The sequence below is a fragment of the Allobosea sp. P2_B12 genome (genome assembly GCF_056404835.1).
In genome coordinates this window covers 127,114-154,024 of sequence record NZ_JBFUDG010000003.1, presented here as the reverse complement: position 1 = coordinate 154,024, position 26,911 = coordinate 127,114, and the positions used below count along the sequence as shown (strand labels likewise).

22 protein-coding genes and 1 tRNA gene are annotated in these 26,911 nt (G+C 67.2%); 10 read left to right on the top strand and 13 right to left on the bottom strand.

Annotated elements, in window-relative coordinates; genetic code table 11:
* Window positions 1–217 precede the first annotated feature (217 nt).
* The 6 genes from AC1DYU_RS09570 to AC1DYU_RS09545 all read right to left on the bottom strand — a co-directional run bounded on the left by AC1DYU_RS09570 (window position 218) and on the right by AC1DYU_RS09545 (window position 6,255).
* Entirely contained in the window at window positions 218–1,189 is a 972-nt protein-coding gene (locus tag AC1DYU_RS09570) for a tripartite tricarboxylate transporter substrate-binding protein (protein ID WP_158483841.1), read from the bottom strand.
* Window positions 1,190–1,254: 65 nt separating this feature from the next.
* The gene (locus tag AC1DYU_RS09565; protein ID WP_476791423.1) at window positions 1,255–2,805 is read right to left on the bottom strand and encodes a tripartite tricarboxylate transporter permease; all 1,551 of its coding nucleotides are present in this window, start codon (window positions 2,803–2,805) and stop codon (window positions 1,255–1,257) included.
* Between the two features lie 7 nt (window positions 2,806–2,812).
* Complete coding sequence (locus AC1DYU_RS09560; RefSeq protein WP_476791422.1) at window positions 2,813–3,331, bottom strand: tripartite tricarboxylate transporter TctB family protein; 519 nt, start codon at window positions 3,329–3,331, stop codon at window positions 2,813–2,815.
* Window positions 3,331–4,320 carry a LysR family transcriptional regulator gene (locus AC1DYU_RS09555; protein ID WP_158483839.1) on the bottom strand — a complete coding sequence of 330 codons (990 nt, stop codon included), beginning with the start codon at window positions 4,318–4,320 and terminating at the stop codon, window positions 3,331–3,333. The genes AC1DYU_RS09560 and AC1DYU_RS09555 overlap by 1 nt, the downstream gene beginning before the upstream one ends.
* A gap of 156 nt (window positions 4,321–4,476) precedes the next feature.
* Window positions 4,477–5,373 carry a DMT family transporter gene (locus tag AC1DYU_RS09550; RefSeq protein ID WP_476791730.1) on the bottom strand — a complete coding sequence of 299 codons (897 nt, stop codon included), beginning with the start codon at window positions 5,371–5,373 and terminating at the stop codon, window positions 4,477–4,479.
* Window positions 5,374–5,592: 219 nt separating this feature from the next.
* Window positions 5,593–6,255: a glutathione S-transferase family protein gene (locus tag AC1DYU_RS09545; protein ID WP_476791421.1), complete on the bottom strand. Its 663-nt coding sequence runs from the start codon at window positions 6,253–6,255 to the stop codon at window positions 5,593–5,595.
* Between the two features lie 391 nt (window positions 6,256–6,646).
* Between AC1DYU_RS09545 and mgtE the strand changes: the two genes are divergently transcribed.
* A complete protein-coding gene (gene mgtE, locus AC1DYU_RS09540; protein WP_476791420.1) occupies window positions 6,647–8,053 on the top strand; it encodes a magnesium transporter in 1,407 nt (468 codons plus the stop codon).
* 10 nt (window positions 8,054–8,063) lie between these two features.
* Here mgtE and AC1DYU_RS09535 read toward each other — a convergent pair whose 3' ends face one another.
* Both AC1DYU_RS09535 and AC1DYU_RS09530 read right to left on the bottom strand, forming a co-directional pair.
* Window positions 8,064–9,818, bottom strand: coding sequence for a GGDEF domain-containing protein (locus AC1DYU_RS09535; protein ID WP_476791419.1), 1,755 nt, complete (start codon window positions 9,816–9,818; stop codon window positions 8,064–8,066).
* A 216-nt stretch (window positions 9,819–10,034) separates the two neighbouring features.
* The gene (locus AC1DYU_RS09530; protein ID WP_476791418.1) at window positions 10,035–13,151 is read right to left on the bottom strand and encodes a PAS domain-containing sensor histidine kinase; all 3,117 of its coding nucleotides are present in this window, start codon (window positions 13,149–13,151) and stop codon (window positions 10,035–10,037) included.
* 266 nt (window positions 13,152–13,417) lie between these two features.
* On the opposite strand from AC1DYU_RS09530, the gene AC1DYU_RS09525 reads away from it, so the two are divergent.
* From AC1DYU_RS09525 to AC1DYU_RS09505, 5 genes are all read left to right on the top strand, one after another.
* Window positions 13,418–13,813, top strand: coding sequence for a phasin (locus tag AC1DYU_RS09525; protein ID WP_476791417.1), 396 nt, complete (start codon window positions 13,418–13,420; stop codon window positions 13,811–13,813).
* Window positions 13,814–13,962: 149 nt separating this feature from the next.
* The gene (locus AC1DYU_RS09520; protein WP_476791416.1) at window positions 13,963–14,883 is read left to right on the top strand and encodes a phasin family protein; all 921 of its coding nucleotides are present in this window, start codon (window positions 13,963–13,965) and stop codon (window positions 14,881–14,883) included.
* A gap of 150 nt (window positions 14,884–15,033) precedes the next feature.
* Window positions 15,034–15,110, top strand: a tRNA-His gene (locus tag AC1DYU_RS09515).
* Between the two features lie 226 nt (window positions 15,111–15,336).
* Entirely contained in the window at window positions 15,337–15,765 is a 429-nt protein-coding gene (locus AC1DYU_RS09510; protein WP_158483857.1) for an Hsp20 family protein, read from the top strand.
* A gap of 108 nt (window positions 15,766–15,873) precedes the next feature.
* A complete protein-coding gene (locus AC1DYU_RS09505; RefSeq protein WP_476791415.1) occupies window positions 15,874–16,140 on the top strand; it encodes a BQ00720 family protein in 267 nt (88 codons plus the stop codon).
* A gap of 6 nt (window positions 16,141–16,146) precedes the next feature.
* Here AC1DYU_RS09505 and AC1DYU_RS09500 read toward each other — a convergent pair whose 3' ends face one another.
* On the bottom strand, window positions 16,147–16,923 hold the full coding sequence (locus AC1DYU_RS09500; protein WP_476791414.1) for an alpha/beta hydrolase: 777 nt from the start codon (window positions 16,921–16,923) through the stop codon (window positions 16,147–16,149).
* Window positions 16,924–17,063: 140 nt separating this feature from the next.
* On the opposite strand from AC1DYU_RS09500, the gene AC1DYU_RS09495 reads away from it, so the two are divergent.
* The 3 genes from AC1DYU_RS09495 (at window position 17,064) to AC1DYU_RS09485 (ending at window position 19,780) form a co-directional block, all read left to right on the top strand.
* On the top strand, window positions 17,064–18,281 hold the full coding sequence (locus AC1DYU_RS09495) for a glycosyltransferase (protein WP_476791413.1): 1,218 nt from the start codon (window positions 17,064–17,066) through the stop codon (window positions 18,279–18,281).
* A gap of 98 nt (window positions 18,282–18,379) precedes the next feature.
* Complete coding sequence (gene infC, locus AC1DYU_RS09490; protein WP_054207672.1) at window positions 18,380–18,922, top strand: translation initiation factor IF-3; 543 nt, start codon at window positions 18,380–18,382, stop codon at window positions 18,920–18,922.
* 120 nt (window positions 18,923–19,042) lie between these two features.
* Window positions 19,043–19,780: an aldolase gene (locus tag AC1DYU_RS09485; RefSeq protein ID WP_476791412.1), complete on the top strand. Its 738-nt coding sequence runs from the start codon at window positions 19,043–19,045 to the stop codon at window positions 19,778–19,780.
* Window positions 19,781–19,833: 53 nt separating this feature from the next.
* Here AC1DYU_RS09485 and AC1DYU_RS09480 read toward each other — a convergent pair whose 3' ends face one another.
* The 3 genes from AC1DYU_RS09480 to AC1DYU_RS09470 are packed head-to-tail and all read right to left on the bottom strand — an operon-like array spanning window position 19,834 to window position 23,126.
* Window positions 19,834–20,862, bottom strand: a complete 1,029-nt coding sequence (locus AC1DYU_RS09480; protein ID WP_476791411.1) for an amino acid ABC transporter substrate-binding protein — start codon at window positions 20,860–20,862, stop codon at window positions 19,834–19,836.
* Window positions 20,863–20,904: 42 nt separating this feature from the next.
* Complete coding sequence (locus tag AC1DYU_RS09475) at window positions 20,905–22,236, bottom strand: aspartate aminotransferase family protein (protein WP_158483828.1); 1,332 nt, start codon at window positions 22,234–22,236, stop codon at window positions 20,905–20,907.
* Window positions 22,233–23,126 (bottom strand): MurR/RpiR family transcriptional regulator, encoded by an 894-nt coding sequence (locus tag AC1DYU_RS09470; RefSeq protein WP_476791410.1) that lies wholly within the window; start codon window positions 23,124–23,126, stop codon window positions 22,233–22,235. The genes AC1DYU_RS09475 and AC1DYU_RS09470 overlap by 4 nt, the downstream gene beginning before the upstream one ends.
* Before the next feature lie 358 nt (window positions 23,127–23,484).
* Between AC1DYU_RS09470 and AC1DYU_RS09465 the strand changes: the two genes are divergently transcribed.
* A complete protein-coding gene (locus AC1DYU_RS09465) occupies window positions 23,485–26,067 on the top strand; it encodes a chemotaxis protein CheW (RefSeq protein WP_476791409.1) in 2,583 nt (860 codons plus the stop codon).
* Window positions 26,068–26,073: 6 nt separating this feature from the next.
* Here AC1DYU_RS09465 and AC1DYU_RS09460 read toward each other — a convergent pair whose 3' ends face one another.
* On the bottom strand, window positions 26,074–26,901 hold the full coding sequence (locus tag AC1DYU_RS09460) for a 3-oxoadipate:acetyl-CoA acetyltransferase (RefSeq protein ID WP_476791408.1): 828 nt from the start codon (window positions 26,899–26,901) through the stop codon (window positions 26,074–26,076).
* Window positions 26,902–26,911: the final 10 nt, after the last annotated feature.

Here is a 26,911-nt window from a genome sequence, read left to right as displayed (position 1 = left end):
AGAGCAAGGTTTGCTCAAAGTTCGGAGGGACAACAACCAACCGCTGTGGCGGTTCCGCGACGATCGGTCACGACATGTTACATAACGTCACGCAGCGGCATGAAGCGACGGTTTATCAAAAGGTTGCCGCGTCAACTGCGGCATCGGCAAAAGCAAGCCTGAAACGAAAAACGGCGGGCCGGAGCCCGCCGTCATGTGATTTTTCAGTCGCGGCTGCCTATTTCGGAGCAGCCTTCAGCGCCGGATCGAGCTTGGCGGCGTCGCGTTTGATCAGGGCGGCGAAGCCGTCGGGCGTGCGCTCGGCTGCGGTCGGAATCACCGTGCCGAGATCGAGCAGGCGCTTCTGTGTGCCCTCGTCGTTCAGGGCCTTGTTGAGCGCATCAACCAGCTTGTCGACCGCCTCCTTCGGGATTCCCTTGGGCGCGGCGATGCCGTTCCAGGCCTCGATCTGGTAGTCCGGCAGGCCGGCTTCGGTGGTCGTCGGCACGTTCGGCAGGGCCGGCGAACGCTTCTCCGAGGCGATGGCGTAGGCCTTGATCGTGCCGGCCTTGACCTGTTCGGCAACGCTGACGATCTGGTCGCACATGAAGTCGATCTGGCCGGAGACGAGATCGTTCAGCGCCGGGCCGGTGCCGCGATAGGCCACCGCATTCAGCTTCGGCACGCCGAGCTGGCCCTTCAACAGGGTGCAGGTCGTCCACGAGACCGAACCGAGACCGGCATGGGCTTCGTTGAACTTGTCGGGGTTGGCCTTCACAGCCGCGACGAAGGCCTTCAGATCGGGCGCCTCCAGCGTCTTGCGGGCGACGATCAGGATCGGCGTGCCGCCGGCCAGACCGATCGCCTGCATGCCGGCGAAGGGATCGTATTTCAGGCCTGGATAGGTGGCTGGCGCCGCTGAGAAGGTGCCGAGATGGCCCATCGCGATGGTGTAGCCATCGGGAGCAGCCGTCAGGGCACGTGTGATGCCGGTGGTTCCGCCGGCGCCCGCGACGTTCTCGATCACGATCTGCTGACCGAGCGTCTTCGACATATGGTCTCCGACGATCCGGGCGATGATGTCGGTCGGCCCGCCAGCGGCGAACGGAACGATCATCGTGACGGGCTTCGTCGGATAGGCCTGGGCATTGGCGCCTCCGGCGAAAGCCAGGGACATCGCGGCCGCGAGACCGAGAGCGAGCTTCTTCATGGTGTTCCCTTCCTCATTCTTGTTGGACGGCAAGGTGGTACCGCGAGATCAACGCGGCAACCCCGTCATTCGGTGAAGACCTCGTCGCGCTTCTTGTTGATCGACGGCAGCAGGGCGATGGCGAGAACGGCCACGGCGACAAGCAGCAGCCCCGCCGAGATCGGCCGCTCGACGAAGGTCCAGAACGAGCCGCGCGAGATGATCAGGGCCTGCCGCAGCTTCTCCTCCATCAGCTTGCCGAGCACGAAGCCCAGCAGCATCGGCGCCGGCTCGAAGCCGAGCTTGATCAGGATGTAGCCGAACAGGCCGAACATCGCGGTGAAGGCGACGTCCACCGGCTGGTTGTTCACCGAGTAGATGCCGATGCAGCAGAAGATCAGGATCGCCGGGAACATCAGCCGGTAAGGCACCTGCAGCAGCTTCACCCAGAGCCCGATCAAGGGCAGGTTGATGACGAGCAGCATCAGGTTGCCGATCCACATCGAGACGATCAGGCCCCAGAACAGGTCCGGGTTCTTCGTCATCACCTGGGGGCCGGGAATGATGCCATGGATCGTCATGGCACCGACCATCAGCGCCATGACGGCGTTGGGCGGGATGCCGAGCGTCAGCAGCGGGATGAAGGCTGTCTGCGCGCCGGCATTATTGGCCGACTCGGGTCCCGCTACACCCTCGATCGCGCCCTTGCCGAAGCGGGACGGATCCTTGGCGATCTTCTTCTCGACGGTGTAGCTGGCGAACGGGCCGAGCACGGCGCCGTTGCCGGGGAGGATGCCGAGGATCGCGCCGATCGTGGTGCCGCGCAGCACCGGGTTGATCGACTGCTTGATGTCGCTCCAGTCCGGCAGGAGACGGCCGATCTTGGTGCGCACGACATCGCGCGCTTCGGGGTTCTCGAGGTTGCGCAGAACTTCGGCGAAGCCGAACACACCCATTGCCAGCACGGCGAAGTCGATGCCGTCGGCGAGCGGCGCGAAACCGAAGGTCATGCGCTCCTGGCCGGTTTCGAGGTCGGTGCCGACGGTGGAGAGCAGCAGGCCGAGCATGATCATGCAGAAGGCCTTGAGGATCGAGCCGCGTGCCAGCACGACCGCGAAGCACAGGCCCATCACCATCAGCGAGAAATACTCGGCCGGGCCGAACAGCAACGCCAGCTTGGTCAGGGGCGCGCCCAGCGCTGCGATGACGACGGTGGCGACGCAACCGGCGAAGAAAGAGCCCAGCGCCGCGGTGCCGAGCGCCACGCCGGCGCGGCCCTGCTTGGCCATCTGGTGACCGTCGAGCGTCGTCACCACCGAGGTCGCCTCACCGGGGATGTTGACCAGGATCGCGGTGGTCGAGCCGCCATATTGCGCGCCATAATAGATGCCGGCGAGCATGATCAGCGCGCCCACCGGATCGAGCCCGAAGGTGATCGGCAGCAGCATTGCGATGGTCGCGATCGGCCCGACGCCGGGCAGGACCCCGATCAGCGTGCCGACGAGACAGCCGACGAAGCAGAGCAGGATGTTCATCGGCAGGGGGATGGCGAAGGCGCCCTGCAGGAAGCCCGGCGCCCACCAGACGATCTTCCAAACCGTTGCGAAACCCAGGCCTAGATTGGCAAAAACGTCCATGATGACCTCAGATTCCAAGCAGCCAGGGCGCGAGCGGGATCGGCAGGCTCAGCGCGTATTTGAACAGGAGGGCGCAGAACGTCGTCATCACCACGGCGAAGATGATCAGCTCCTTCCACTTGACGTCTTCCGCGGCGCAGCCGGCGACCAGCACGACGAGAGGGCCGGACACGACGAGGCCGAGTTGCGGCACCTTGACCGGGCCGAGATCGAAGCCGCGGATGGTCAGGCCGAACAGGATCGCGCCGCCCAGCACGAAGATGACGCCGCGCCAGGACCAGCCGGCCAGCTTCTCGCCGTTGAAGCGCAGCGACGCCAGGCACAGCATCAGCCCGAGCGCGGCGCAGATCACCGCGAAGGATTTCGGCAGCATGCCCGGGCCGATCTGGCGCAGCGTGCCGAGCGGCAGGTCGCTGGACAGCACGAGGGCGAGGCCCGCGAGCAGGATCATGAACAGCCCGGCCGCCATGTCCTGGGAAGAGCGGATACGCAGCCCCTGCGCCCGTTCGATCTGGTTCAAACTCATCAGGCTCCTCCGACCGCCGACCCGACGAGGCGGGCGGTCCGTTTCAGCTTCGTTGCGGGAATGGCGAACGGCAGCACATGGCGTTCGTCGATCAGGGTGACGCTCTCGCGCAGGATGGCCAGGAAGTCGTCGCGGCATGCCAGCTTCTGCTGCGGCCGCCAGGCGATGCCGACGAGCGCGCCGGGGGGCGGCGGATCGAGCAGCGCGCCGCGCAGGCGCCGCATCGTCACGCCGGGAAAGCTCAGCCGCGAGACCCAGTCCGGCGCCAGCGCCATGCCCAGCCCCGCCGCGACGGCCGACATCATCGCCGGCTTTTCAGTGGCCTCGATGGTGACGTTGGGGACGGCGCCGACGCTCTCGAAATAGGCCATCACCAGATCATAGGCGAAGGGCCGGATGCGCTTGGAGGGAACCACGAAGGGCTCGCCGACCAAGTCCTGCATCGTCAGGGATTCGCGTGCGGCGAGCGGGTGCTTCTCGTGCAGAACGACAATCGGCCGCTCGACGCGCAGGATCTCGAAGGCGCAGTCGGTCGGCTTGCGCGGTGGTCGTGTCAAGGCGAGGTCGAGCTTGCCGACCTCCAGCATCTGGACGAGGGCGGCCGTCATCGCCTCGACGAACTTGATCTCGACCCCGGGATATTGCTGCCGGAAGGCGACCAGCGCTTCGGGCACGAAGCTCGACGAGGCGGCATCGATCGCGCCGACCCGCAGCACCCGGCCCGAAGAGAGCGAAGCCTGGCGCACGGCGCGCGAGGCATGCTCCATCTTCATCAGGATGCCCTTGGCCTCCTCGAGCATGATCAGCCCGGCCCGCGTCAGCGCGACCTGCCGGGTGGTCCGGGTCAGGAGGCTCACGCCGAGCTCGTCTTCCAGGCTGCTGATCTGCCGCGAGAGGGCTGGTGGTGCGAGGCCGAGCCGCTCGGCTGCTCGGCCGAAGTGAAGCTCCTCCGCCACCGCGATGAAACATCGCAGTTGCCGAACATCCATGGTGTTCCTCTGGTCCCCTCTGGCGTACCGATTTTTTCGATATCTTCCAGTCGTTGCGTTCTGCCCCGATAACGGCTGCTGCCGCGAAAGCGACCCTAGAACATTTCACATTTTTTTGGCAATAAAGCTCAGGCGGTTTGAGGAGCGGTGTGGTTTTCAGAGTCCGGCGGCCGGCCGCATCCGTCTGAAAAGCCTGCCGTCGATCAGGGCGAGCCCTGCGAAGATCGCCGCCATCCCGGCGAAATGGCGCGGCAGCAGGCTTTCGCCGAGCAGTCCGACGCCGAGCAGGATGGCACTGACCGGGATCAGGAAGGTCACCAGCATGACGTTGCTTGGCCCCGCGGTGCGCATGATCCGGAAGAAGAGGATGTAGGCCAGCGCCGTCGAGATCAGCGCCAGGCCGATGGCAGCCAGGACAGCCTGTTGCGAGGGCACGGGCAGCGTCCAGGGCGGATGCAGGACGAAGACGATCGGGATCATCATCAACGTGGAGGCGGAAAGCTGGCCGGTGGCGGCGACGAGCGGCGACAGACCGCGGAAACGCTTCCCGAACAGGCCGGAGAAGGCATAGGAGACCGCTGCGAGGACGCAGGCAAGCTGCGCCGCCAGATTGGAACCAAGGCCGCCGAACGCATCGGGGCCCATCAGAATGCCGACGCCGATGAGGCCGGCCAGCACGCCGCCGAGCTTCAGCCCGGTGGCCCTCTCATTGCCGAAGCAATGCATCACCAGCACGGCGAAGATCGGCGTCGTCGCGTTCAGGATCGAGGCGAGGCCGCTGGCGATCTGTTGCTGCCCCCAGAGGAACAGGCTGAACGGGATCAGATTGTTGAGGACGCCCATGCCGAAGAAGGCGAGCCAGAGGCTGCGACCTACCGCCATCGACTGTCCGCTGATCCGCACCGCCAGAAGCAGCGCCAGCGCCGCCAGCCCGACACGCACCTGGACCACCGCGAAGGGCGGCCATTCCGACACGGTGAGCTTGTTGAAGAAGAACGAGCCGCCCCACAGGAGCGACAGGACCACGAGCAGGAGCCACTCGGTCGGGCCCATGCGCAGCGAAGGAGCGGGAGTCGGCTGTGTCACGGCAGGACCTGTGCTCGCTGGGCGGGTCATCCTGCGTCAGTAGGCAGCCGGGCACGGCCCGACCACCCGATTCCCGCCAGCATTGGCCCGAAAAATGGAATGCGGTTTTCGGGGGAGGCGGATGCAAAAACAAGGGCCTGATCATCGGACCGGGCATGATGCTCGGCCCGATGATCAAGGGCGGCCTCAGGCTGCCTCGGCTTCGCGCGCCTGCCACATTGCCTTGAAGGCGGGGCGGGCATGGCAGGCGTCGAGCCAGGCTTTCACGCGCGGCGCGGCGTCGAAGAGCTGCGTCGCCGGCTTCGCATAGCGGATGATCTCGGCGACGTTGATGTCGGCAACGGTGAAGCGGCCGCCCATGACGTAGCCGCCACCCTCGGCCAGCACGCCGTCGAGGACCGTGAAGGGCGCGGGCAGGGCGGCGAGCGCCGCTTCCGCCAGCTCGGGCTTGCGCTTTTCGGGCGGATAGGCGGCCATGTGGTACTGGATGTTCAGCGCATGGGTCTCGCATTCCGTGGCGGCCCAGAGCGACCACATCACGGCCAGGCCCTCTTCCTGCGCATCCGCAGGCGCAAGCGGGCCGCCATGCTTGCGGGCGAGATAGAGGTTGATCGCCAGCGATTCGTGCAGCTTGAAGCCGTCATCATCGATGCTCGGGATATGGCCGTTGGGATTGACCTTCAGGAAGTCCGCGCTGCGCGTATGCAGCGGCGCATCCGCCGCCGACGGGTCGGGCAGCCGGTAGGCCTGGATCACCGGGACATGGGCGAATGCGAGGCCGAGTTCGTTGGCGAGCCAGACATTGCGTGTGGCACGCGAGCGATAGCAGCCATAGATCGTCAGGGTCATGGGCGGGGGCCTTTGCAGGAGAGATGCGACGGCCTTGTCGTTACAGCAGAGACCGGCTGCGCGCATCACGCCTGAAAGAATATTTGCCCTGCGAATACGCGGTTTCCGGATGGATGATCTCCATCGCTGCGTTACCGCCGGACGCTACGCCCCATCGGTGCATCCAGCGCGAAAGTCGTGGAATTTCCGGTTGACGCACGCAACGGGCGGGTGCAATGCGGCCGGCGCGGCGGCCGGTTCAGGTCCGCTGCTCAACAGGAACCCCCCTCCCGATGCCAAGCGACAGTCCCAGTCGACAGTCGATGCCGTCTGCCGCCGAAAAGCGGGCCTGACCGGGAAACCGGCTCGCCTGTGATCGGCCGATGACGGCCGATCACAAGGAACAGAGCCGATGAACGACATCATCGATCCCAAAGTCGTATCCGATCCCAAAGTTATTTCCGATCCGAAGACGGATCTGCTTGCGCGGACGCTCGCGGCCAGCCTGGCAGGCGAGCATGTCGCCGATATCGTCGAGACGCTGAACGACCAGGACGCCGAGACCGCTACCGCGGTCCTGCTCGCCCTGCCGTTCGAGCGCGCCGTCGAAGTGCTGGACCAGCCCGAATTCACGGCTGCTGCCGCGGCGCTCGCGCTGTTCCCCGATGAACGCACATCCGCCTTTCTGGGCGCGATGTCGGCCGACCGTGTCACCGATCTCATCGACGAGGTCGACGAGCCGGTGCGCGCGCGGCTGCTGAGGCATCTGGACAGCGAGATGCATGCGGCCGTGATCCGGCTGCTGAGCTATCCCGAGCACAGCGCCGGCTCGCTGATGACCACGGAGTTCGTCAGTGTCCCGTCGGATTGGACGGTCGCGGCAACGCTGGACCACATCCGCCATGTCGAGCGCTCGCGCGAAACGGTCTACGCGATCTACGTCCTCGACGGTGTCGGTGGTGCGCTGCTGCATGCGGTGCCGCTGCGCCGCCTGATCAGTGGCGATCCGATGGCCGCCATCGCGACGCTGGCGCCCGAGCACAAGCCCCTCACGGTCACGCCCGAGGTCGATCGCGAGGACGTCGCGCGGCTGATCTCCAAGTACAACCTCCTGGCCGTGCCGGTGGTCGATGCCGCCGGACACGTCATCGGCATCGTCACCGTCGACGATGTCATCGACGCGATGATCGCGGAGACGACGGAGGACGTGCAGAAGCTCGGCGGCATGGAGGCGCTGGACGAACCCTACAACCAGATTGGTTTCCTCTCGATGATCCGGAAGCGCGCCGGCTGGCTCTCGGTGCTGCTGGTGGGAGAGATGCTGACGGCCTCGGCCATGCAGGTCTACGAGGCCGAGCTCGAGAAGGCGATCGTGCTCGCCTTGTTCATCCCTCTGATCATGTCGTCCGGCGGCAATTCGGGTTCGCAGGCGACTTCGCTGATCATCCGGGCGCTGGCGCTGCGCGAGGTCTCGCTGCGCGATTGGTGGCGCGTCGCCCTGCGCGAGTTGCCGACCGGCCTGACGCTCGGCGCCATCCTGGGGGCGATCGGTATCGCGCGCATCGTGCTCTGGCAGAAGGCGGGTTTCTACGATTATGGCCCGCACTGGGTGCTCGTCGCCGCCACGATCGGCGCGACGTTGGTCTGCATCGTCACCTTCGGCTCCCTGACGGGGTCGATGCTGCCCTTTGCGCTCAAGCGGCTCGGCTTCGATCCGGCCAGCGCCTCGGCGCCCTTTGTGGCGACACTCGTCGATGTCACCGGGCTGGTGATCTATTTCGGCGTCGCGGCCGCAATCTTGAGCGGAACCCTGCTCTGAGCGCGGAAGCTCACGCGTCGTCGCCATCCGCGACGACGCGGTTGCGGCCGGCTGCCTTCGCCCGATAGAGGGCGCGGTCGGCGGCCGCGACCAGCTTCGGCCAGGCGCAGGGCCGATCCTCGATCAATGCGGTGCCGAAGCTGGCGGTCACCTCCAGGCTCCGGCCTGCTTCGAGCGTGTAGTGCGGAACCTGCAGGGCCAGCCGCAGCCGCTCGGCGATGTCGACCGGCGCTTCGGCGTCCTGGCCGAGCAGCAGGATGGCGAATTCTTCCCCGCCGAAGCGGGCGATGACGTCGTCCTGCCTGAGCGTGGCGCGCAGCCGCAGCGCCGTCTCCTTGAGAACCTCATCGCCGGAGGCATGGCCGAAGGCGTCGTTGATCGCCTTGAAGCGGTCGATATCGAGCAGGATGAGTCCGATCCGACGAGGTGTCGTTCCCGTCTCGGCGAGATGCGCGGTCAGCCTTTCCAGGGCGCCGCGATTCAGCACGCCGGTCAGCCCGTCGGTGTCGGCCTGCTGCTTCAGCCGGGCGGCGAGGGCGGTGCGTTCCCGGTCCAGCCCGTTGCGCTCGATCAACTGGAGCCGTAGCGCATCCAGCGCCTGGAACAGGCTGCGCATCTCGCCCTGCGCTCCACGCCCTGCGATGGGCTCATCGACCTTGCCTGCGGCGAGTGCGACGATGCGGTCGCGCGCGGCGAGCAAGGGCCGAAACAGCAGCGTCTGGCTGGCGGCGAGAAGCGAGAGTTCGACCAGCAGCACGAGACCGGTCGCCGCGCCGACCATCATCAGCGCTCTCCGGGCCGCCGCGCCTTCCACATGCAGTTGCGTCACAGCTGCGTCGAGGAAGGCGTCGCGAAGCTGTTCGAGCGGCGCGAAGCTCGGCACGATCGCGTTGGTGAACTCGGCCGGGCTGAGCCCGAACTGGCCGGTGCGGCCGGCGTCGAGGGTTCGCTCAAGCAGCGGCATGCCCTCGCCGAAGAAGCGTTCGACGACGGCGCGATGTGCGGCGCCGATCTGCGGATCGGCATGCGCGCCCGTCTGCTGCTGCGCGAGGTGCCAGAGCGCGACGACCCGTCCGCGCGTCTGCTCGAAGGCAGCGCGGCGCTCCGGTTCGATCGGGCTGGCATGGGCGATCGGGATGACAAGGTGCGAGCCCATGCGGCCGGCATGCTCGCGCAGGTCGCTGAGCATGCGGGCGACCAGGGCGCGTCCGATCAGGACGGGGTCATCGGCCAACAGGTTGGTCATGGCGGCATCGATGAGGGGCTGCGACGCATCGAAGACGCCGAACATCGCCTCGATGACGCGCTCGATGTCGGCATTGCTCCGCGCCGAAAAGGGCAGCCCGGACAGCGCATCGACCTGCCGCCGTGCCAGCTCCAGCCGCTGCCGCAGCGCGGCGGCGATCTCGGTCAGGGACGCGCTCGTGGAGACGCGCTCCAGCGCGGCATCGCTCGCGGCCCGAAAGGCCAGCAATCTCTGCTGTGAGGGGCTGTTGGGCGTGGGCTCCTCGCCCAGTACGGCATTGGTCGGCCCGCGTTCGGCCGACAGCCTGTTGGCGGCGGTCATGACCTCCCGGAAGGCCGTCAGCCTGGCGATGCTGCCATCATTGGCTTGCAGGTTGCTATGGAAGCCCGCGATGAGCGTGCAGCCCAGCGCGAGCGAACAGGCCAGGATGACGGCGATGGCCGCGAGGAAGCGATGCTGCAGGGTCGTGTTACTTAAGGAAAAGCGACGTCTTCCGGCATTCTTACTGTCTGGACGCATCGGAAGGGCGAAACTTTTCCAGATGTCTGCATCGCAAGCCCCGTGAAACCGGGCCTTTCGACAGAACAGAGGCAAGACGGGGCGGCTGATTGCGTGCTCTTGGCAGATTGATCCGGCCTCAGCAACTGGCCGTGGGAGAAAAAGCGCCGCTATCGTCGCGCCGGGCTCTGGAGCATCCGGGCCGGCGCAGCGCCGGCCCGGCCGATGCAGCAGCTTTCAGCCCGCCAGCACGCGCTGCGGCGGGAAGGTGATCTCGACCAGCGTGCCTTCCTTCTTGACTGAAGTGATCGACATGGCTGCCCGGTTGGCCTCGACCAGCGCCTTGGTCAGCGGCAGGCCTAAGCCCGTGCCGCCGGCCCGCCGCGTCGTCGGCACCTGGCGGAACGGCTGGAGCGCCAGTTCGATCTCCTTGTCGTCCATGCCGATGCCGGTGTCGCGCACCCGCAGGATCGCCTCGCCCTGGTCACCGAGCGCGGTGGAGATGATGACCTGCCCGCCGGCATCGGTGAACTTCACCGCGTTGGAGAGCAGGTTGATCACGATCTGCCGGATCGAGCGCTGGTCGGCGACAACCGGCGGCAGCTTCGGCGAGAGCCCCGAGCGCAGCACGACGCGGCCGCGCTGGGCCTCCGGCTGCAGCAGGCTGACCGCCGAGAGCGCGATCTCGTTGAGGTTGACGCTGACGAAGTCGAGGTCGAGCTTGCCGGCCTCGATTTTGGCGAGGTCGAGCAGGTCGTTGACGAGGCTGATGACGTAGCCGCCGGACTGGTGGATGTCGCGCAGATATTCCTTGTAGCGCTCATTGGCGATCGGCCCGAAGCGCTCCTCGGCCATCACCTCGGCAAAGCCGATGATCGCGTTCAGCGGCGTGCGGATCTCGTGGCTGATCTTGGCGAGCACGTCCGATTTCTGGGCGCTGGCCTTCTCGGCCGCCTTGCGCGCCTCGACCAGCTCGCCTTCAGTCTTCTTCCAGGCGGTGATGTCGCGCAGCACGGCGCAGAAGCGGCGCTCCGTGCCCTCGGCGATCTGGCCCATGGTCATGAACAGCGGGATCTTGCCGCCCTGGCGCACGCGGCCGACGACCTCGCGGCCATCGTTCATCACCGAGGCGACGCCGCCGCCTTTCAGCCCTTCGAGATAGTCCAGCGCCGGCGCATGGCTCTCGGCCGCGAAGAGCAGCGTGAACAATTCGCCGGTGACCTCGCGCTGGTCGTAGCCGAACAGCGCCTCAGCGGTCTTGTTGAGCGAGAGGATGCGACCGCGTTCATCGACCGTGACGACGCCGTCGGTGGCCGTGTCGAGCATTGCGACGAGCTCGCTGATGCGCGTATCGCGGACATCGGCATCGAGCCGCAGCGCCTCGACGCGAGCGGCGCTCTCGGATTCCTCGGCCTCGAATTCCGCCGCCAGTTCGGCTTCTTCGGCCTCCTCCGGCGTTAGGATCTTGACCTCGCCGCCGCCATTGGGGTGGCGGAAGGCCATCAGCGTCGCCTGCTCGCCCTGCCAGGCCACGCTGGAGAGCACGGCATGGACGCTGACGAGATGGCCGAGCCGGTCGATCAGGACCATGCTGCCGCCATCGGTGCGGGTCGCTTCCTTGATCAGGCGGCTGACGCCGCCGCCGGCCGCCAGATCGTCGAGATCGGCATAGTCCAGCAGGTCGAGCAGCGTCCGGTTGGCGTAGAGCGCCTCCTCGTTGCGATTGACCAGCACAGCGATCGGCAGCTTGTCGAGCACATCGGCATGGGAGTTGGGCAGACGCGGTCGCGTGCCGACAGCGGTCGCCGTCTCGGCCTCGACGCCGGCCTGCGGGATCTCATCGGGCGCGGCGGACGTGCCGGTCTCGTCCTCCTTCAGCCGCAGCGGTGCGGCCGGCGGTAGCCGCGGCGCCAGGGCCTCGTCGTCGCCGGCGATCCGCGCGCCGAGCGCCTTGGCGATTTCGCGGAACGCGTTGCGCTCGGCCGAGCTCAGATTCGGCTTCGAGGGTTCGAGCACGGGACGCATCGAGGCGAGGTGCCCGTTGCGCAGCGGCACGATGTTGGCCGCAGGCGCGGCAGCTTCGCGCGGCGCCGGTTCCTGCGGCGCCGATTCCTGTGACGGAGGTTCTGAAGCGGCTGGCTCTTCGACAGCCGCCAGCTCGGCTGCGGCAGTGTCCGGCTCGCTCGAACGGGTGGGGGACTCGGTGGCGATCTCCGCCTCGGTCGCGGGCTCGGCCTCAAAGGCCTCCTGCGCTGGCGCGACCACGGCTGCATCCAAGGCTTCGACGATCTCGGCCTCCGAAACCGGCGCTACCGTCGCAGGATCGCCGACGGATTCGTCTTCGACCGCCGCCCGGCCCTCGTCCTGGGGAGCGGTTCCCTCGGGAATGGCGTCCTGGAGGATGCCCGGCTCCTCAGGATGAGGGCTGACGGAATCGGACACACTCTCCAGCGGGGCCGAATCGGCCGCGGGCTTGTCCTCGACCGGCGCGGTCTCGGCGATCGGATCGGCCCCGGCCGGTTCGACAGGCAGCACGAACGGCTCCCGTGCCCCGGGGCGCACGACGCCGAAGCCTCGGAAGCCGGTAGCCTGCCGCGCGGCATCCAGCACCGGCACGCCCGACAGCTCGACGCGGGCACCTTCGCCCGGCGTCGTCCGCCACAGCACCTCATGGCCGCTCCAGGTCGCGCTGCCGGTCAGGCGCGCGACCAGGCCACCGCTGCGGTCAATGATGTCAGTGCCGATCAGTTCCGCCCAAAGACGGCCGGGGAGGGCGCCGGCGGCGTTGGCGCCGATCAGTTCGGCCATGTTGGGCGACAGGCTGGTGAGGCGCCCCTCAGGGTCGCTCTGCCAGAGGAAACGGATGGCGCGAGTGGGGGCTGCCGGTGTCGCGCGGGGCTCGTCCACCATCGGCGCCGGTTCTGCCACCACGGGAGCCTGCGGTGCGGGCTCGGGCGCGGCCGCGGGAATCACGATGCCGAGGCGCCGCAACTCCGCCGCCTGAACGGCGATGGCGAGCACCGGTTCACCCTCGCTGTCCGCGATGAGCTTGCAGCCGCAGGTCACGATCGTTGCGGCAAATCCGGCGGTCAGCCGCAGCCGCTCCAGCCTGATGCCGTCGCGTGAGGCGAGCCCGCCCGCGAGCAGGCTGAAGCGCTGGCGGGTCGGCGCGGGAAGGCTGGCAGCGTCGGCGTTCCCGGCTAGAAGCGCGTGGCCCGCAGGGTTGGCGAAGCCCGGCCGCTGCGCCTCGCGGTCCCAGAGCAGCAGCGCGCCGCCGGCCGCAAAGGACGCGATGCTCGCATCCCGTGCCGCCGCCGCGCCGCGTCGCGCCCAGTCCTGTCCGGCTTCGCTCATGCCCGCCCGCTCTTGGTTCGCGCCATCATGGTCCGCGCCATTATGGCTAACAAAGCTTTAATAGCGGTCAAATGCACGCAAATCCATGCGGCGGGTCTGCCTGTCCCCGCCCGCATCGAAACAACGTTAACGCGTGCGGCCGTTTGGGCTATGATTGTCATCGCAACGCAACAATGATATTGCACCGCACAATAAGCGGACGATGCGTGGCCGTCACAAGGTCAAGGCACAACGGTCGATACCACGGCAACCAGGAGGACGACCCCATGACAGACAAGACCCCCTACGAAGTTCCCCCCGAAATGCGCGAATTCGCCGAACGCAGCGTCGAGCAGGCCCGCAAGGCCTTCGACGGCTTCATCGGCGCGGCCACCAAGGCCGTCGATTCCGCTCACGGCTCGGCCGAGACCGCCCGCGTCAACACGCATGACGTGGCCCGCAAGGCGATCGGCTATGCCGAGAACAATGTCGCGGCGGCTTTCGAACTCGCCCAGAAGCTCGTCAAGTCAAAGGACCTGACCGAGGTCATGACGCATCAGTCGGACTTCATGAAGGCGCAGCTGGAAGCGCTCCAGACCCAGCTCAAGGACATGGGCGCAGCCGCGCAGGATGTCGCGACGAAGGCGGCCGAGACGATCACGAAGGCTGCCAAGCCCAAGTGACGGCTGATTAAGTGACGGCTGCAAGCCGATCGCTGCAAGACGACTGCGCCGACCTGATCGACAGGACAGCCCCGGCGCGACCCACAAACGAGCGGAAGGCCGGGCAACCCGCCCGGCCCCGGCTGTTTCAGCGCTGAAGGAGAACCGTGATGGTCAAGCCTGCTCCGACCCGGACCAAGTCCAAGGCCCCGGTCAGCCTGTCTCCGGTCAAGGCCCTCTCCGCCGCCGCGCCGGCCGAGGCTGACAAGCCGTCGCCCAGCGCCCCGCCGCCGAAACCGCCTGTGGCGGCCGCCTCGATTGCCGCTCCGGCCCCGGCGCCAAAGGCGCCCGAGACCAAGGGGCCTGAGACCAAGGCATCCGAGACGAAATCTGTTGCGCCTGCGGCGGCCAAGCCGGCTCCGGCCGCACCGGTTGCGCCCAAGCCTGTCGAAGCCAAGTCAGCTGCCGCCAAGTCAGCTGCCGTCAAACCTTCGGCTACCAAGGCGGCGGCTCGCTCCGTCAAGCCCAAGCCCGAGACGCGCGTCGCCTCCGTGAAGGTCCGCATCGAGAAGCCGATCGCCAAACCCGCCGTCGCTGCCAAGCCGGTCGTTGCCAAGCCTGCGCCGGTCGTCAAGCCCGCCGCCGCGCCTGCCCCCAAGGCGGTCGTCGCACTCGTGCTGAGCGAAGCTGTAGCGAAGGTTGTGGCCGCCCCCGTCGAGGCCGCCGAGACGGTGGCCAAGACCGTCGTCAATACGGTCGAAACGGTTCAGGCAAAGGTCAAGGCGATTCCGTCGCTGATCACCACGCCGCCGCCGAAGCCGCCCGAATTCGTCTCGATCACCTCTGCGACCGTGATGACGCAGGCCGTGGCGATGGCGAAGGCCTTCGGCGCGCTCCAGGCGACGATGCTGGACCATGCCTGCGCCGAGCTGAAGGCGACGCTCAGCGATGCCGAGACGCTGGCCCGCACCGACAGCGCGGCCGACGCCGTCGCCCTGCAGGCAAAGGCCGTGCGCCGCTCCTACGAATCCTATGCCGAGCACCTGAAGGAACTGGCGCGGATTGCCGGCAAAGCGATGGGCAAGGACTGAAGAGAGGTGACTGAAGCGGGGTATCGCGGGTCGGCCGGATTCTTAACCGGAAAACCCGCAATTCCCCGGTTGCAATCGCGGAGCGTCGGTTCTAGGTTCCGCGCCGCCGCCGATCTCGCGAAAGCGACGATCGCCAAGCGCCGGGTGCGGGCAGCCATAGCTCAGTTGGTTAGAGCGCTAGATTGTGGATCTAGAGGTCCCCCGTTCAAGCCGGGGTGGCTGTACCACCCGTCACCCGCACCGAAAGATCGCCCCGCGAATGATACTGGGTCGGCCGTCCCGCCGCCGCGCGGCGAGGGCGGGCTCAGGCCCTTGAAGCGGTCTCCGGCATTCGCCATATCTGGGTCAAGCGGAAGGGCTTCGCCTTTCGCCTGCGGGGCGCTGCGCTGGCGGGCTCCGGTTGATGGGGAGCGCCTTTCGGGGGCTCCGGCACGGTCAGGGCAAGGTCCTGAAATGACGCGTACGCCCAGTCTCTCGCATCCGTTCCTGCTCGGATTCGACGATATCGAACGAGCGCTCGATCGGGTCGCGAAAGGCGCCAGCGAGGGTTATCCTCCCTACAACATCGAGCGGCTGCCGCGCTCGGATGATGAGCCCGATCGGCTTCGCATCACGCTTGCGGTTGCGGGATTCTCCCGCGAGCAGCTTGAGATCACGCTGGAAGAGAACCAGCTCACCATTCGTGGCCGCCAGAGCGACGACAAGAGCCGGCAGTTCCTGCATCGCGGTATCGCCGCGCGGCAGTTCCAGCGCAGCTTCCTCCTTGCGGAGGGAATGCAGGTCCTGGGCGCCGATCTGTCGAACGGTTTGCTGGCGATTGATCTGGTCAGGCCGGAACCGGAGAGGCTGATCCGGCGTATCGATATCGTGAGCCGTGACTAGGGGCTCCAGAAACAACCTGATGAAGGACGCAAGCGCGGTTTTTGCATCCGTTCATAATTGCAGTCGTATCTTGATAACCGCACTCGCACTGCTCTGAAGGAGGGCGCGATGAACGAAGACAGGACGATGATCCAGACGAACCCCTTGACCCCCGCCGAATTTGCGGCGCTGGGAACCGGAGAGGTCGCCTATCTCAAGCCGATGACTTCGGACGAGCTGCTGCGGATATTCCCGCAGGCGCCCGAAATCCAGTCTGGCCTGCAGCTTTTCGCGCTGCTCTCGGCCGACGGCGCGCCGATCCTGGTGACCGATTCCCGCGAGGCGGCGACTGCCAATGCGTGGGAGCACGATCTCCGGATGGTCAGCGTGCACTGACCCGCTTCAAGGCGCGGTCGCGACACCCGCGACCGCCGCCTGCAGGCGCTGGATGTCCTGCGCCGTCGAGAGCCGGTGATCGCCGTCCTTGACGAGGGTCAGGACGACCGGATCGCCGCTCAGATGCTCGACAAGCTTGAGCGCCTGGCGCCATGGCACGTCGGGGTCCTGCATTCCCTGCAGGATATGGACGGGGCAGCCCGTCCTGATCTCGCGGCCGAACATGAGGTGGCTGCGCCCGTCCTCGATCAGCGCCCGCGTGATCGGTGTCGGCTCCGGCGAATACTCCGAAGCACGCATCCAGACGCCGTCGCGCATGATCGTCTCGCGGATCGCCTCGGGCATCCGCGCCCACATCAGCTCTTCCGAGAAATCGACGGCCGGCGCGATCAGCACCATGCCGGCCGGTGCGAACGCGGTGCCAAGCAGCCGCCGTGCGGCCAGCAGGGCGACCCAGCCGCCCATCGAGGACCCCACCAGGATCGGCCTCTGCTGGCAATGGGCGGCGATCACAGCGAGCGCATCGTCCAGCCAGTGCGACATGGTCCAGCGCCCGAAATCGTTGCCGCTCTCGCCATGGCCAGCATAGTCGAAGCGGACGAAAGCCCGCCCGGCCTCACGGGCCCAGCGCGCCAGCGCCTCCGCCTTGGTCGCGCGCATGTCCGAGCGGAAGCCGCCGAGCCAGACCACCGGCGCACCCGCGCCACCTTGCGTCAGGACCGCGATGCGGCGCTTCTCCGCGCCGTCACCGACCTCAAGCCATTGCGGGGCCTTGTGCTCCAACTCAAATCTCCTGTGACGAATCGGCGGTGCCGCGCGAATATAGGCTGCGCGTTTGGGCCATAGGCGGGCATACTCGCGCAAATCGAAAGCCGCGCGGGCACACTCGCGTGAACTGAAAGCATGTTTCCGAAACGGTGAGTATGTCCTTCCAGCCAGGCGCGCATCTTTCGCTGCCGTCGACCGAGGCGCACCCGCTCGTCGGGCGAACGATCCTGCAGATCATCCCCGATCTCGATACCGGCGGTGCCGAACGCACCGCCGTCGATATCGCCAAGGGTCTCACCGATGTCGGCGCCCGCGCTTTGGTCGCGACCGAGGGCGGCCGGCTCGTGGCCGAGCTCCAGGCCAAGGGCGGCGTCTGGCTGCCTTTTCCGGCGGCCTCCAAGAATCCGGTCGCGATGGCGCTGAACGTGCGCAAGCTCGCGCTGCTCTGCCGGCATGAGGGCGTCGAGCTGATCCATGCCCGCTCCCGCGCGCCGGCCTGGGTCGCGCTCGCGGCGGCCCGCGCGCTGAAGCTGCCCTTCGTCACCACCTATCACGGCTCCTATGCGACCCGCTCGACGGTCAAGACGCTCTATAACTCGGTGATGGCGCGCGGCGACGTGGTCATCGCCAACTCCGCCTATACCGCCGAGCTGATCCTGGCCAAGCACGGCTTCGCGCGCGACCGCATCCGTGTCGTCAACCGCGGCACGAATTTCTCGGCCTTCGCCCCGCAGGCGGTGGCGCCGGAGCGTATCCAGGCCCTGCGCCGGGCCTGGGGCATCGAGGCGCATCAGCGCATCGTGCTGCTACCCGGCCGCCTGACCAACTGGAAGGGCCAGCGCGTCCTGATCGAAGCTGCGCGCATCCTGCGCGACGGAGGCGATACCGACACCGCCTTCATCCTCGCCGGCGACGCGCAGGGCCGCGACGGCTATGTCAGGGAACTCGACCAGCTCATCGCGAAGGCGGGGCTGGAAGGCCGCGTCAAGCGCGTCGGGCATTGCGCCGACATGCCCGCCGCCCTGCTGGCGGCCTCCGTCGTCGCGGTGCCCTCGACCGAGCCGGAAGCCTTCGGCCGGGTCGCGGTCGAGGCGCAGGCGATGGGCACGCCCGTCGTGGTGTCGGATCTTGGCGCCGTGCCCGAGACGGTGCTTGCCCCGCCGCAGACCAGCCCGGCCGAGCGCACCGGCTGGCGGGTTCCGCCCGGCGATGCTGCAGCGCTTGCCGCCGCGCTGGAGGGGGCGCTCAGCCTGCGCCCTTCGGCACGCGACAACCTCGCCGGACGGGCACGCCAGCACGTCGAGCGGCATTTTTCGCTGGAATCGATGGTGAGCGAGACGCTCGACGTCTATTGCGCCCTGCTCGGGCGGTAACCACCTATCAAACCAGCCTCGTCCATTGACAACGCGCATCTTTGTGCAATGTGTCTGCTCACGGGCGCCAGAAGCGCCAGTCACAGGAGAATACAGCCATTCGTCGTCCTTTCCGCGCTGCCCCGACCCCGACCAAAGACGGCCCGCGTTCCAACCGCGACATCCGCGGCGTCCGCGACGTCCAGCTCATTGACGATACCGGCGCCAACCGCGGCGTGGTGTCGTTCTTCGAGGCGTTGAAGATTGCCGAGGATGCCGGTCTCGACCTTGTCGAGATCGCCCCCAATTCCGAACCGCCGGTCTGCAAGATTCTCGATTACGGACGCTTCCGCTTCCTGGAGCAGAAGAAGGCCGCCGAGGCGCGCAAGAAGCAGCGCACCATCGAGATCAAGGAGATCAAGCTGCGTCCGGGCATCGACAAGCATGACTACGACGTCAAGATGAAGGCCATGCTCGGCTTCTTCGAGGAGGGCGACAAGGTCAAGGTGACCCTGCGCTTCCGCGGCCGTGAAATGGCCCACCAGGATCTCGGTGTGAAGGTGCTCGAGCGGGTCAAGGTCGATCTGGCCGAGACCGCGAAGGTCGAGAGCGACTGGCAGCTCGAGGGCCGCCAGATGGTCATGGTGCTCGCTCCGAAATAAGCGACCGCTGATCGCCATGCGATTTGCATCAGGCCCGGCCCCAGTGCCGGGCCTTGTCATGTCCGCCGTCGCGATGCTTGGATTTGATCCTCGATTCATCGACCGCGAGCGACCTGCGCCATGCCCCAGCCCAGCATCACCAGCCAGCGCCGCGATCTCGCCGCCGCGCTCCGTCTTGCCGCGAAGTTCGAGCTGAACGAGGGCATCTGCAACCACTTCTCGGTGGCGCTGCCCGACGGCCCCGATGGCAAGCCGCGCTACCTGATCAACCCCTATGGCGTGCACTGGTCGGAGATGAAGCCGTCCGACCTGCTGCTGATCGACGACAAGGGCCAGGTGCTGGAAGGGGAGGGCGAGGTCGAGGCCACCGCCCGCAACATCCATGTCGCCGCCCACAAGGCCAACCCGCGCCATGTCGCGGTGCTGCACGTCCACATGCCCTATGCGACCGCGCTGACCATGGTCGAGGGCGGCCGGCTGGAGATGGCGCACCAGACCGCCTGCCGCTTCCATGGCCGCACGCTCTATGTCGATCATTTCGGCGGTCTGGCGCTCGACGAGAACGAGGGTGAAGCCATCGTCGCGGCGAGCAAGGGCAAGACCGATGACGGTGCCGACGTCGTCTTCCTCGCCCACCACGGCGTTACCATCGGCGGCCCCTCCGTCGCGGTCGCCTTCGACGACCTCTACTTCCTCGAGCGCGCCTGCCGGCAGCAGGTCCTGGCGATGTCCACCGGCAAGCCGCTGAAGCTGATCCCGCAGCAGGAAATCGACGCCACCGCGCGCGAATGGCGCCAGGTGCTGGTGCACCAGTCGGAGAAGCACTTCGAGGCGCTGACGCGGATCGAAGGCATCTGAAACGAAAAACGCCGCCCCTTGCGAGGCGGCGTCTCAAAGCCGGGCGCGACCGCCTAGCGGATCGGGTGCGGGTATTGCAGCCCGCCCTGCGAGGCAAGCGCGTTCAGGCCGCGCTTGAGCTGCAGGCGCGAGCCCATGCCGACATTGCGCTCGAAGCTTTCGCCGTAATTGCCGACATGCTTGACGATGCGATAGGCCCAGTCATTGCTCAGGCCGAGGCCCTCGCCGAACTTGCCCTCGACGCCGAGCAGCCGCTTGATCTCGGGGTTAGGTGACTTCAGCATCTCGTCGACATTGGCCTTGGTCACGCCGAACTCCTCGGCGTTCAGCATGGCGTAATGGGCCCATTTCACCAGGGTGAACCAGCTCTCGTCGCCGCGCTTGACGGCAGGTCCGAGCGGCTCGCGCGAGATCAGCGTCGGCAGGATGACGAAGTCGTCCGGCTTGGCGAATTTCAGCCGCTCGGCCGCCAGGCCCGAGGAATCGGTGGTGAAGGCGTCGCAGCGGCCCGCCTCCAGCGCCTTGACGCCTTCCTCATTGGTGGAGAAGCCGATGATCTCGTATTTGAGTTTGTTGGCGCGGAAGAAATCGGCGAGGTTGAGTTCGGTCGTGGTGCCCTGCGTCACGCAGATTGAGGCGCCGTTCAGCCCCTTCGCCTCGGTGAGGCCAAGCGACTTCTTCACCATGAAGCCCTGGCCGTCGAAATAGTTGATGATCGGCCAGGCCATGCCGGCCGTCGTGTCGCGCGACATCGTGTAGGTGGCGTTGCGGGCGAGCATGTCGACCTCACCGGACTGCACCACGACGAAGCGCATCTGCGGCGTCGTCGGCACGAACTTGATCTTGTTGGGATCGTTGAAGATCGCCGACGCCACGGCGCGGCACAGGTCGATATCGAGCCCATCCCAGCGGCCATCGGGGCCTTGCAGGCCGAAGCCGGGCAGGGCGATGTGGTTGCCGCAGATCAGTTCGCCGCGCGCCTTGACGCGGTCGAGCGTCGAGGTCTGGGCGTGGGCTCCGCTGGCGAATGCCGTGGCAGTGAGGCTCAGGCAAAGGCCGGTCAGCCAATGTTTCGATGTCATGGATAGTCCCCTGTTTTTGATTTTGAGATGGTTCGCGGCGCGCTAGCGCGCATCCGCGATCGCGGTATCGACGGCTTCTCCGAGCCGTTCGACGATCGTGTCCATCACCGCGGCATCCGCGATGAAGGGGGGCGCCAGCAGCACATGGTCGCCGGAGACGCCGTCGGCCGTTCCTCCCATAGGATAGACCAGGAGCCCGCGTGCCATCGCCGCCTGCTTCACCCTGGCGTTGAGCTTCAGCCCGGCCTCGAAGGGCGTCTTGGAGGCGCGGTCGGCGACGATTTCGATACCCCAGAAATGGCCGCGCCCGCGCACGTCCCCGACATGGTGGTGGTTGCCGAAGCGCTCCTTCAGCCGGCGTTCGAGATGGGCCCCCTGCAGCCGCACATCGGCGAGCAAATCGTCGCGCTCGATGACCTTCTGCACGGCGAGCGCGGTCGCACACGCCAGCGGATGGCCGTTATAGGTCTGGCTGTGCGGAAAGGCGCCCGAGCGCTGCCTGATCGCCTCGACGATCTTGCCCGAGGCCAGCATCGCGCCGATCGGCGCATAGCCGGCGCCCAGCCCCTTGGCGATGGCCATCAGGTCGGGCGCGATGCCCTCCTGCTCGCAGGCATGCAGCGTCCCGGTCCGGCCCATGCCGCACATCACCTCGTCGAGGATCAGCAGCACGCCGTGGCGGTCGCAGATCTCGCGGATGCGCCTGAAATAGCCGGGCGCCGGCGGCGAGGCCCCCAGCGTCGCGCCGACCACCGTCTCGGCGACGAAGGCTGCGACGGTGTCGGGGCCGAGTTCGAGGATCTTGGCCTCCAGCTCGTCGGCCATGCGCAGCCCATAGGCTTCCGGCGTCTCGTCCGCGTGTTGGCCGCGATAGGCATGGCAGGGTGCGATATGGTGGCCGGCGAGCAGCATCTCCTTGAACGGCGCGCGGTCCTTCATCCGCCCGCCGACCGAGAGCGCCCCGACTGTGATGCCGTGATAGCTCTGCCGGCGCGAGATGAAGTTGGTCCGGCGCGTCTCGCCAGTCTCGACGAAATAATGCCGCGCCAGCTTCAGGCAGGCCTCGATCGCTTCCGAGCCGCTGCTGCAGACGAAGACGTTGCTCAGCCCCTTCGGCGCGCGGGCGATCAGGTGGTCGGCCAGCTCCTCGGCGGGGTCCGAGGTGAAGAAGCTGGTATGGGCGTAGGCCAGCTTGTCGATCTGGGCGTGCATCGCGGCCAGGATATCGGGATGGCCATGGCCGAGGCAGGACACGGCCGCCCCGCCGCTGGCGTCGATATAGCTCCGGCCCTCGGCGTCGATCAGGGTGACGCCCTTGCCACCGACGGCGACGGGGTAGCTGCCGTTCAGGCTGCGGTGAAGCAGATGGCTCATGCGGGTCTCCGTTTCGTGCGGCGCGGGCTCTCGAAGGTCGAGAAGGCGTCGAGCTGGGCCTCCGAGGCGGCGATGGCGTCGAGCGCCGGCTGGCCGCGCCGCGCCGTCATCAAGGCCGCGAGGCATTCGACCGCCGCGAAGGCTGGCGTCATCGTGTGGAAGAAGGAGGGCGTCTCCGTGCGCACCAGCGCGAGTTCGTCGGCGAGTGCGGCCAGCGGCGAATGCGCGCTGTCGGTCAGGGCGACGATCGCCGCGCCCCTGTCGCGGGCGTAAGACGCGGCCTGGACGGTGAGCCGCGTATAGGGCGAGACGGAGACGACGAAGAGCACGTCGCCCGGCCCGATCCGGCGCAAGGCATCGATGCCGCGCCCGCCGGCACCATCGGCAAGCGTGGAGTCCGCTCCGATCAGCCCCCGGATGTAATCGAGCATATAGACGGACGGAAAGGCCGAACGCAGCCCGAAGCAGAAGACGCTGCGGGCGTCGGCCAGCCGTGCGGCGGCGCGTTCGAGCCGCGCCACGCAGTCGGGTTCGCGCAAGGCGCGGATATGCTCGGCCAATGCCGCGAACATGTCCTGCGCGATGGCGCTGTCGCCTTCCTCGCCATGGCGCGCCAGCAATTCGGTGGCGCGGTTGGCAAAGCCGTCGGGCCGCTGGCGCAGCGAGGCCGCGTAAGTCGCCCGCAAGGCGTCATAGCCCGAAAGCCCCAGCCGCTGCGCCAGCCGCGTGAAGGTCGCAGGCGTAAGGCCGGCGCGCCGCGCTTGCTCGCGGGTCGCCAGCAGGGCGACATCGGCGGGATGGTCGAGCACCCAGCGTGCGACCGCCCGCAACTGCGTCGGCAGCCTCTCGAATTGCGCGTCCAGCGCTGCGACGACGTCCTTTTGATCCATGGCTTCATCAATAACGGAAATCGCACGCGTCTGAAACAGATATCTCCTAATTCATAAAATGAAACATATGGAACACTTCGCATCGGACGGTTCCGCCTTCTCCCGCAGGCGCGAAACGCGGCCGTGACGGCGTTCATCTCGCGCCTGATGTCGCCGGGACGGTCGAGCCGCTTTGGATGCTGGGGATGAACGCTGCATTTGCTGCAAATTTATGCGAATCTCGAACCACTGACCCGGTGCGAATCAGCCCGGTTGATGGTCTGTTCCAAGGTGGATGCGCTTCCTTGACGTCGTCCTTTTCAGTCGCCCGCCTGGCACCCTCCGAGCGGGCGTCGGCCTGATAGAGAGCACCCAGGACTTGCAGACTCTGCACAAGGGGATTGCGATCGACCCGGCGCTTGCGGGCCTGATCCGGCACATGCGGGCGATCGACGATTATCGCCAGGTCTTCGATCGCCTCCAGGCGTCCTGGGATACGCTGACCCTGCTCGGCCAGCTGTCCGGCAACGCCACCGAAATGTCGGGCACGCGCTCGGCCTTCGAGGAGCTGACTGCCAGCCTGCTCGGCCATCTCGCCAAGGAAACCCGCGACAAGGTCATGACCGACCTGCGCATCAAGGCGCAGAACACCATCGACGTCCTGGTCCGCAACCTGTTCGAGCGCACGGCCGATATCGGCTTCCTCGCCGCCGATACCGATATCCGCGAGATGCTCGAGGCCAGCCCCTCAGCCGAGGCGCGCGCGGCGATCGAGGCCCGCTTCCGCGACTATGTCGCGAAATACTCGGTTTATTCCGACATCGTGCTGATCGATCGCGAGGGCGCGATCCGCGCCAGACTCGCACCGCATGAGGCCAAGACGGCGCGCCACGCGATCATCGACGAGGCTTTGAGCTCGAGCGGCGCCTATGTCGAGCATTACGGCGTGCTGGATTTCGTCTCGGACGAACAGGCACTGGTCTATGCCTGGCGGGTCGAGGATGCCAGCCGGCGCCCGCTCGGCGTGCTCGTCCTGGTCTTCCGCCTGGCCGACGAGATGGACGGCATCTTCCGCAAGCTCCTGCCGGAGCATGACTGGACCGTGCTGGGCTGCGTATCGCCGGAGGGCGACGTCATCGCGGGTTCCTGTGGGATCCAGCTTCCGGCCGGGCTCAAGCTGTCGCCCTCGGCGCTGCAGGGGCGCGATCCGATCATCAAGATCGGCGGGCGACAATATCTCGCCATGGCCTGCCGCAGCGCCGGCTATCAGGGCTATATGGGCCCGGGCTGGATCGGGCTCGGCCTGATCCCGCTGGATGCGGCGTTCGATCAGGACGAGGGCGAACTCAGCAAGGGCATCGGCGAGGATCTGCTCGCTGCCGTGACCAGCCAGGCCGGCCTGTTCTCCGCCGAACTGCGCGGCGTCTCTCGCCAGGCGGCGGCGATCCAGGGCGATCTCAACCGTTCCGTCTGGAACGGCTCGATCCGCCAAGCCGGCTCGACAGCCGCCAATGCGGCCTTCTCGAAGATCCTGCTCTGGGAGATATCGAGCGCCGGTCGCAAGACGCAGGCCGTCTGCGACGCCTCGATCGGCGATCTCCACCGCACCGTCGTCGCGGCGATCATGGAAAAGTGCCGTTCGCGCGCCGCCTTCGCCATCGACGTGATGGACCGCAATCTCTACGAGCGCGCCAATGACTGCCGCTGGTGGGCGCTGAACGCAACCTTCGCACGCGTGCTCGCCGCGCCGACGCCGGAGGGCAACCGTTCCTGCGGCGAGATCCTCGCCACCATCAACGCGCTCTACACCGTCTACAGCAATCTCATCCTGTTCGACGCGCAAGGCGTGGTCACCGCCGTCTCCCAGCCCTCGCAGGCGCATCTCGTCGGCCAGGTGCTCGACGCCGAATGGGTGGCCCGCACGCTGGCGCTGCGCTCCGGCCAGCACTACGCCGTCTCCGCCTTCGAGCCGACCGGGCTCTATGACGACGCCGCGACGCTGGTCTACACGGCGGCGGTGCAATCTCCGGCCGGCGGCAAGCCTTTCGGCGGCATCGCGATCGTCTTCGACTCGACCCCGCAATTCGCGGCGATCCTGGCCGATTCCCTGCCGACCAACGAGGATGGCGCGGCCTTGCCCGGCGCCTTCGCGGTGCTGGTCGGCAGCGACGACCGCGTGATCGCCTCGAGCGATCCGCGCTTCCCGATCGGCTCGGAAACGCCACTGCCGGTCGATCCTGCGAGCCTCGACCGCGACTGTGACCTCGCCTGCATACGCAGCTTCGAGGGCAAGCACATGGCCGTCGGCGCGGCACTCTCGAAGGGCTATCGCGAATACAAGACCAGCGACGGCCACCGCGCCGATGTCGTGGCGCTCTGCGCGGTGCCGCTGGGCGCCGTCGCGACCGGCGCGCTCGCCAGGCCGGCGGTCGGCGGGGCCGGACGGGGCACGCTCGCGGCGCACAAACCGGCTGACGGCGTCGAGGCCTTCGAGGTCGCGAGCTTCCATATCGGCCGGCACTGGCTCGGCGTGAAGGCCCGCGACGTCGTCGAGGCGGTCGACATCGTCGGCCTCAAGCCATCGGCACGCCAGGCCGGCGACGGGCTGCTCGCCGGCTACAAGCTGCATCATGGCCAGCCCGTTCCGGTGCTGCGCCTGGCGCGCCTGCTCGGCATTCCCGATGTCACCTCAGAGGAACAGCAGATCGTCATCGTCCGCGCCGCCGGCCGGACGCTGGGGCTGGTCGTCGATGCGCTCGGCCTGATCCCCGAGATCGCGGCGTCCGAATTGCAGCCGCTGCGCGATCTCACGGCCAAGACCGGCGTGCCGGCGCTCGGCGTCGTCGCGGCGCGTGACGCGCGGGGCGAATCGGCGGGTATGCTGATGCTGCTCGACGTCGACCGACTCGGCGAGCGTGTCACCGGCGAGAACGGCGAGAGCTTCATCCGCGCGGCGGAGTAACCTGCCTCAGGCGGCGAGCCCGAGCAGCGCCCGCGCCTCCTGGGTCGTCGCCGGCCGCCGGCCGTAGTCCGGGCAGAGGTCGACAACGCGCTGCACGAGTGCGGCATTGGACGGTGCCAGCCTGTCACGGTCGAGCCGGACATTGTCTTCCAGCCCGGTGCGGCAATGTCCGCCGAGTTCGAGCGACCAGCGGTTGAGCGTGATCTGGTCGCGCCCGATGCCGGCCCCTGTCCAGGTGGCGTCTGGTGCGAGCCGCTTCAGCGTCGCGATGTAGAATTCGAACACGGCGCGATCCACCGGCATCGCATTCCTGACGCCCATCACGAACTGCACATGCAGCGGCCCCGCGATCGCGCCGGCCACATTCATCTCGACGGCCTTGAAGATCATCGAGAGGTCGAAGGCTTCGATCTCCGGCTTGACGCCATAGCTGAGCATCTCGCTCGCCAGCCAATCGACGAGGTCGGGGCTGTTCTCGTAAATCCGGGTCGGGAAATTGCAGGAGCCGGTCGAGAGCGAGCACATGTCGGGTTTCAGCGGGATCATGCCGCCGCGCTCGCGCCCCGCGCCGGAACGCCCGCCGGTCGAAAGCTGTACGATCATGCCGGGGCAATGCTGGCGCAAACCCTCCAGCAGCCGGCCGAAGCGCTCGGGGTCGGAGGTCGGCGTGCCGTCGTCGTTGCGGACATGGCAATGCGCCAGCGACGCCCCGGCCTCGAAGGCTTCCTGCGTCGACTCAACCTGCTCCGCAATCGAGATCGGCACGGCCGGATTGTCGCGCTTGGTTGGCAGCGAGCCGGTCATGGCGACAGTGATGATGCAGGGTGTGGTCATGGGCGACTCC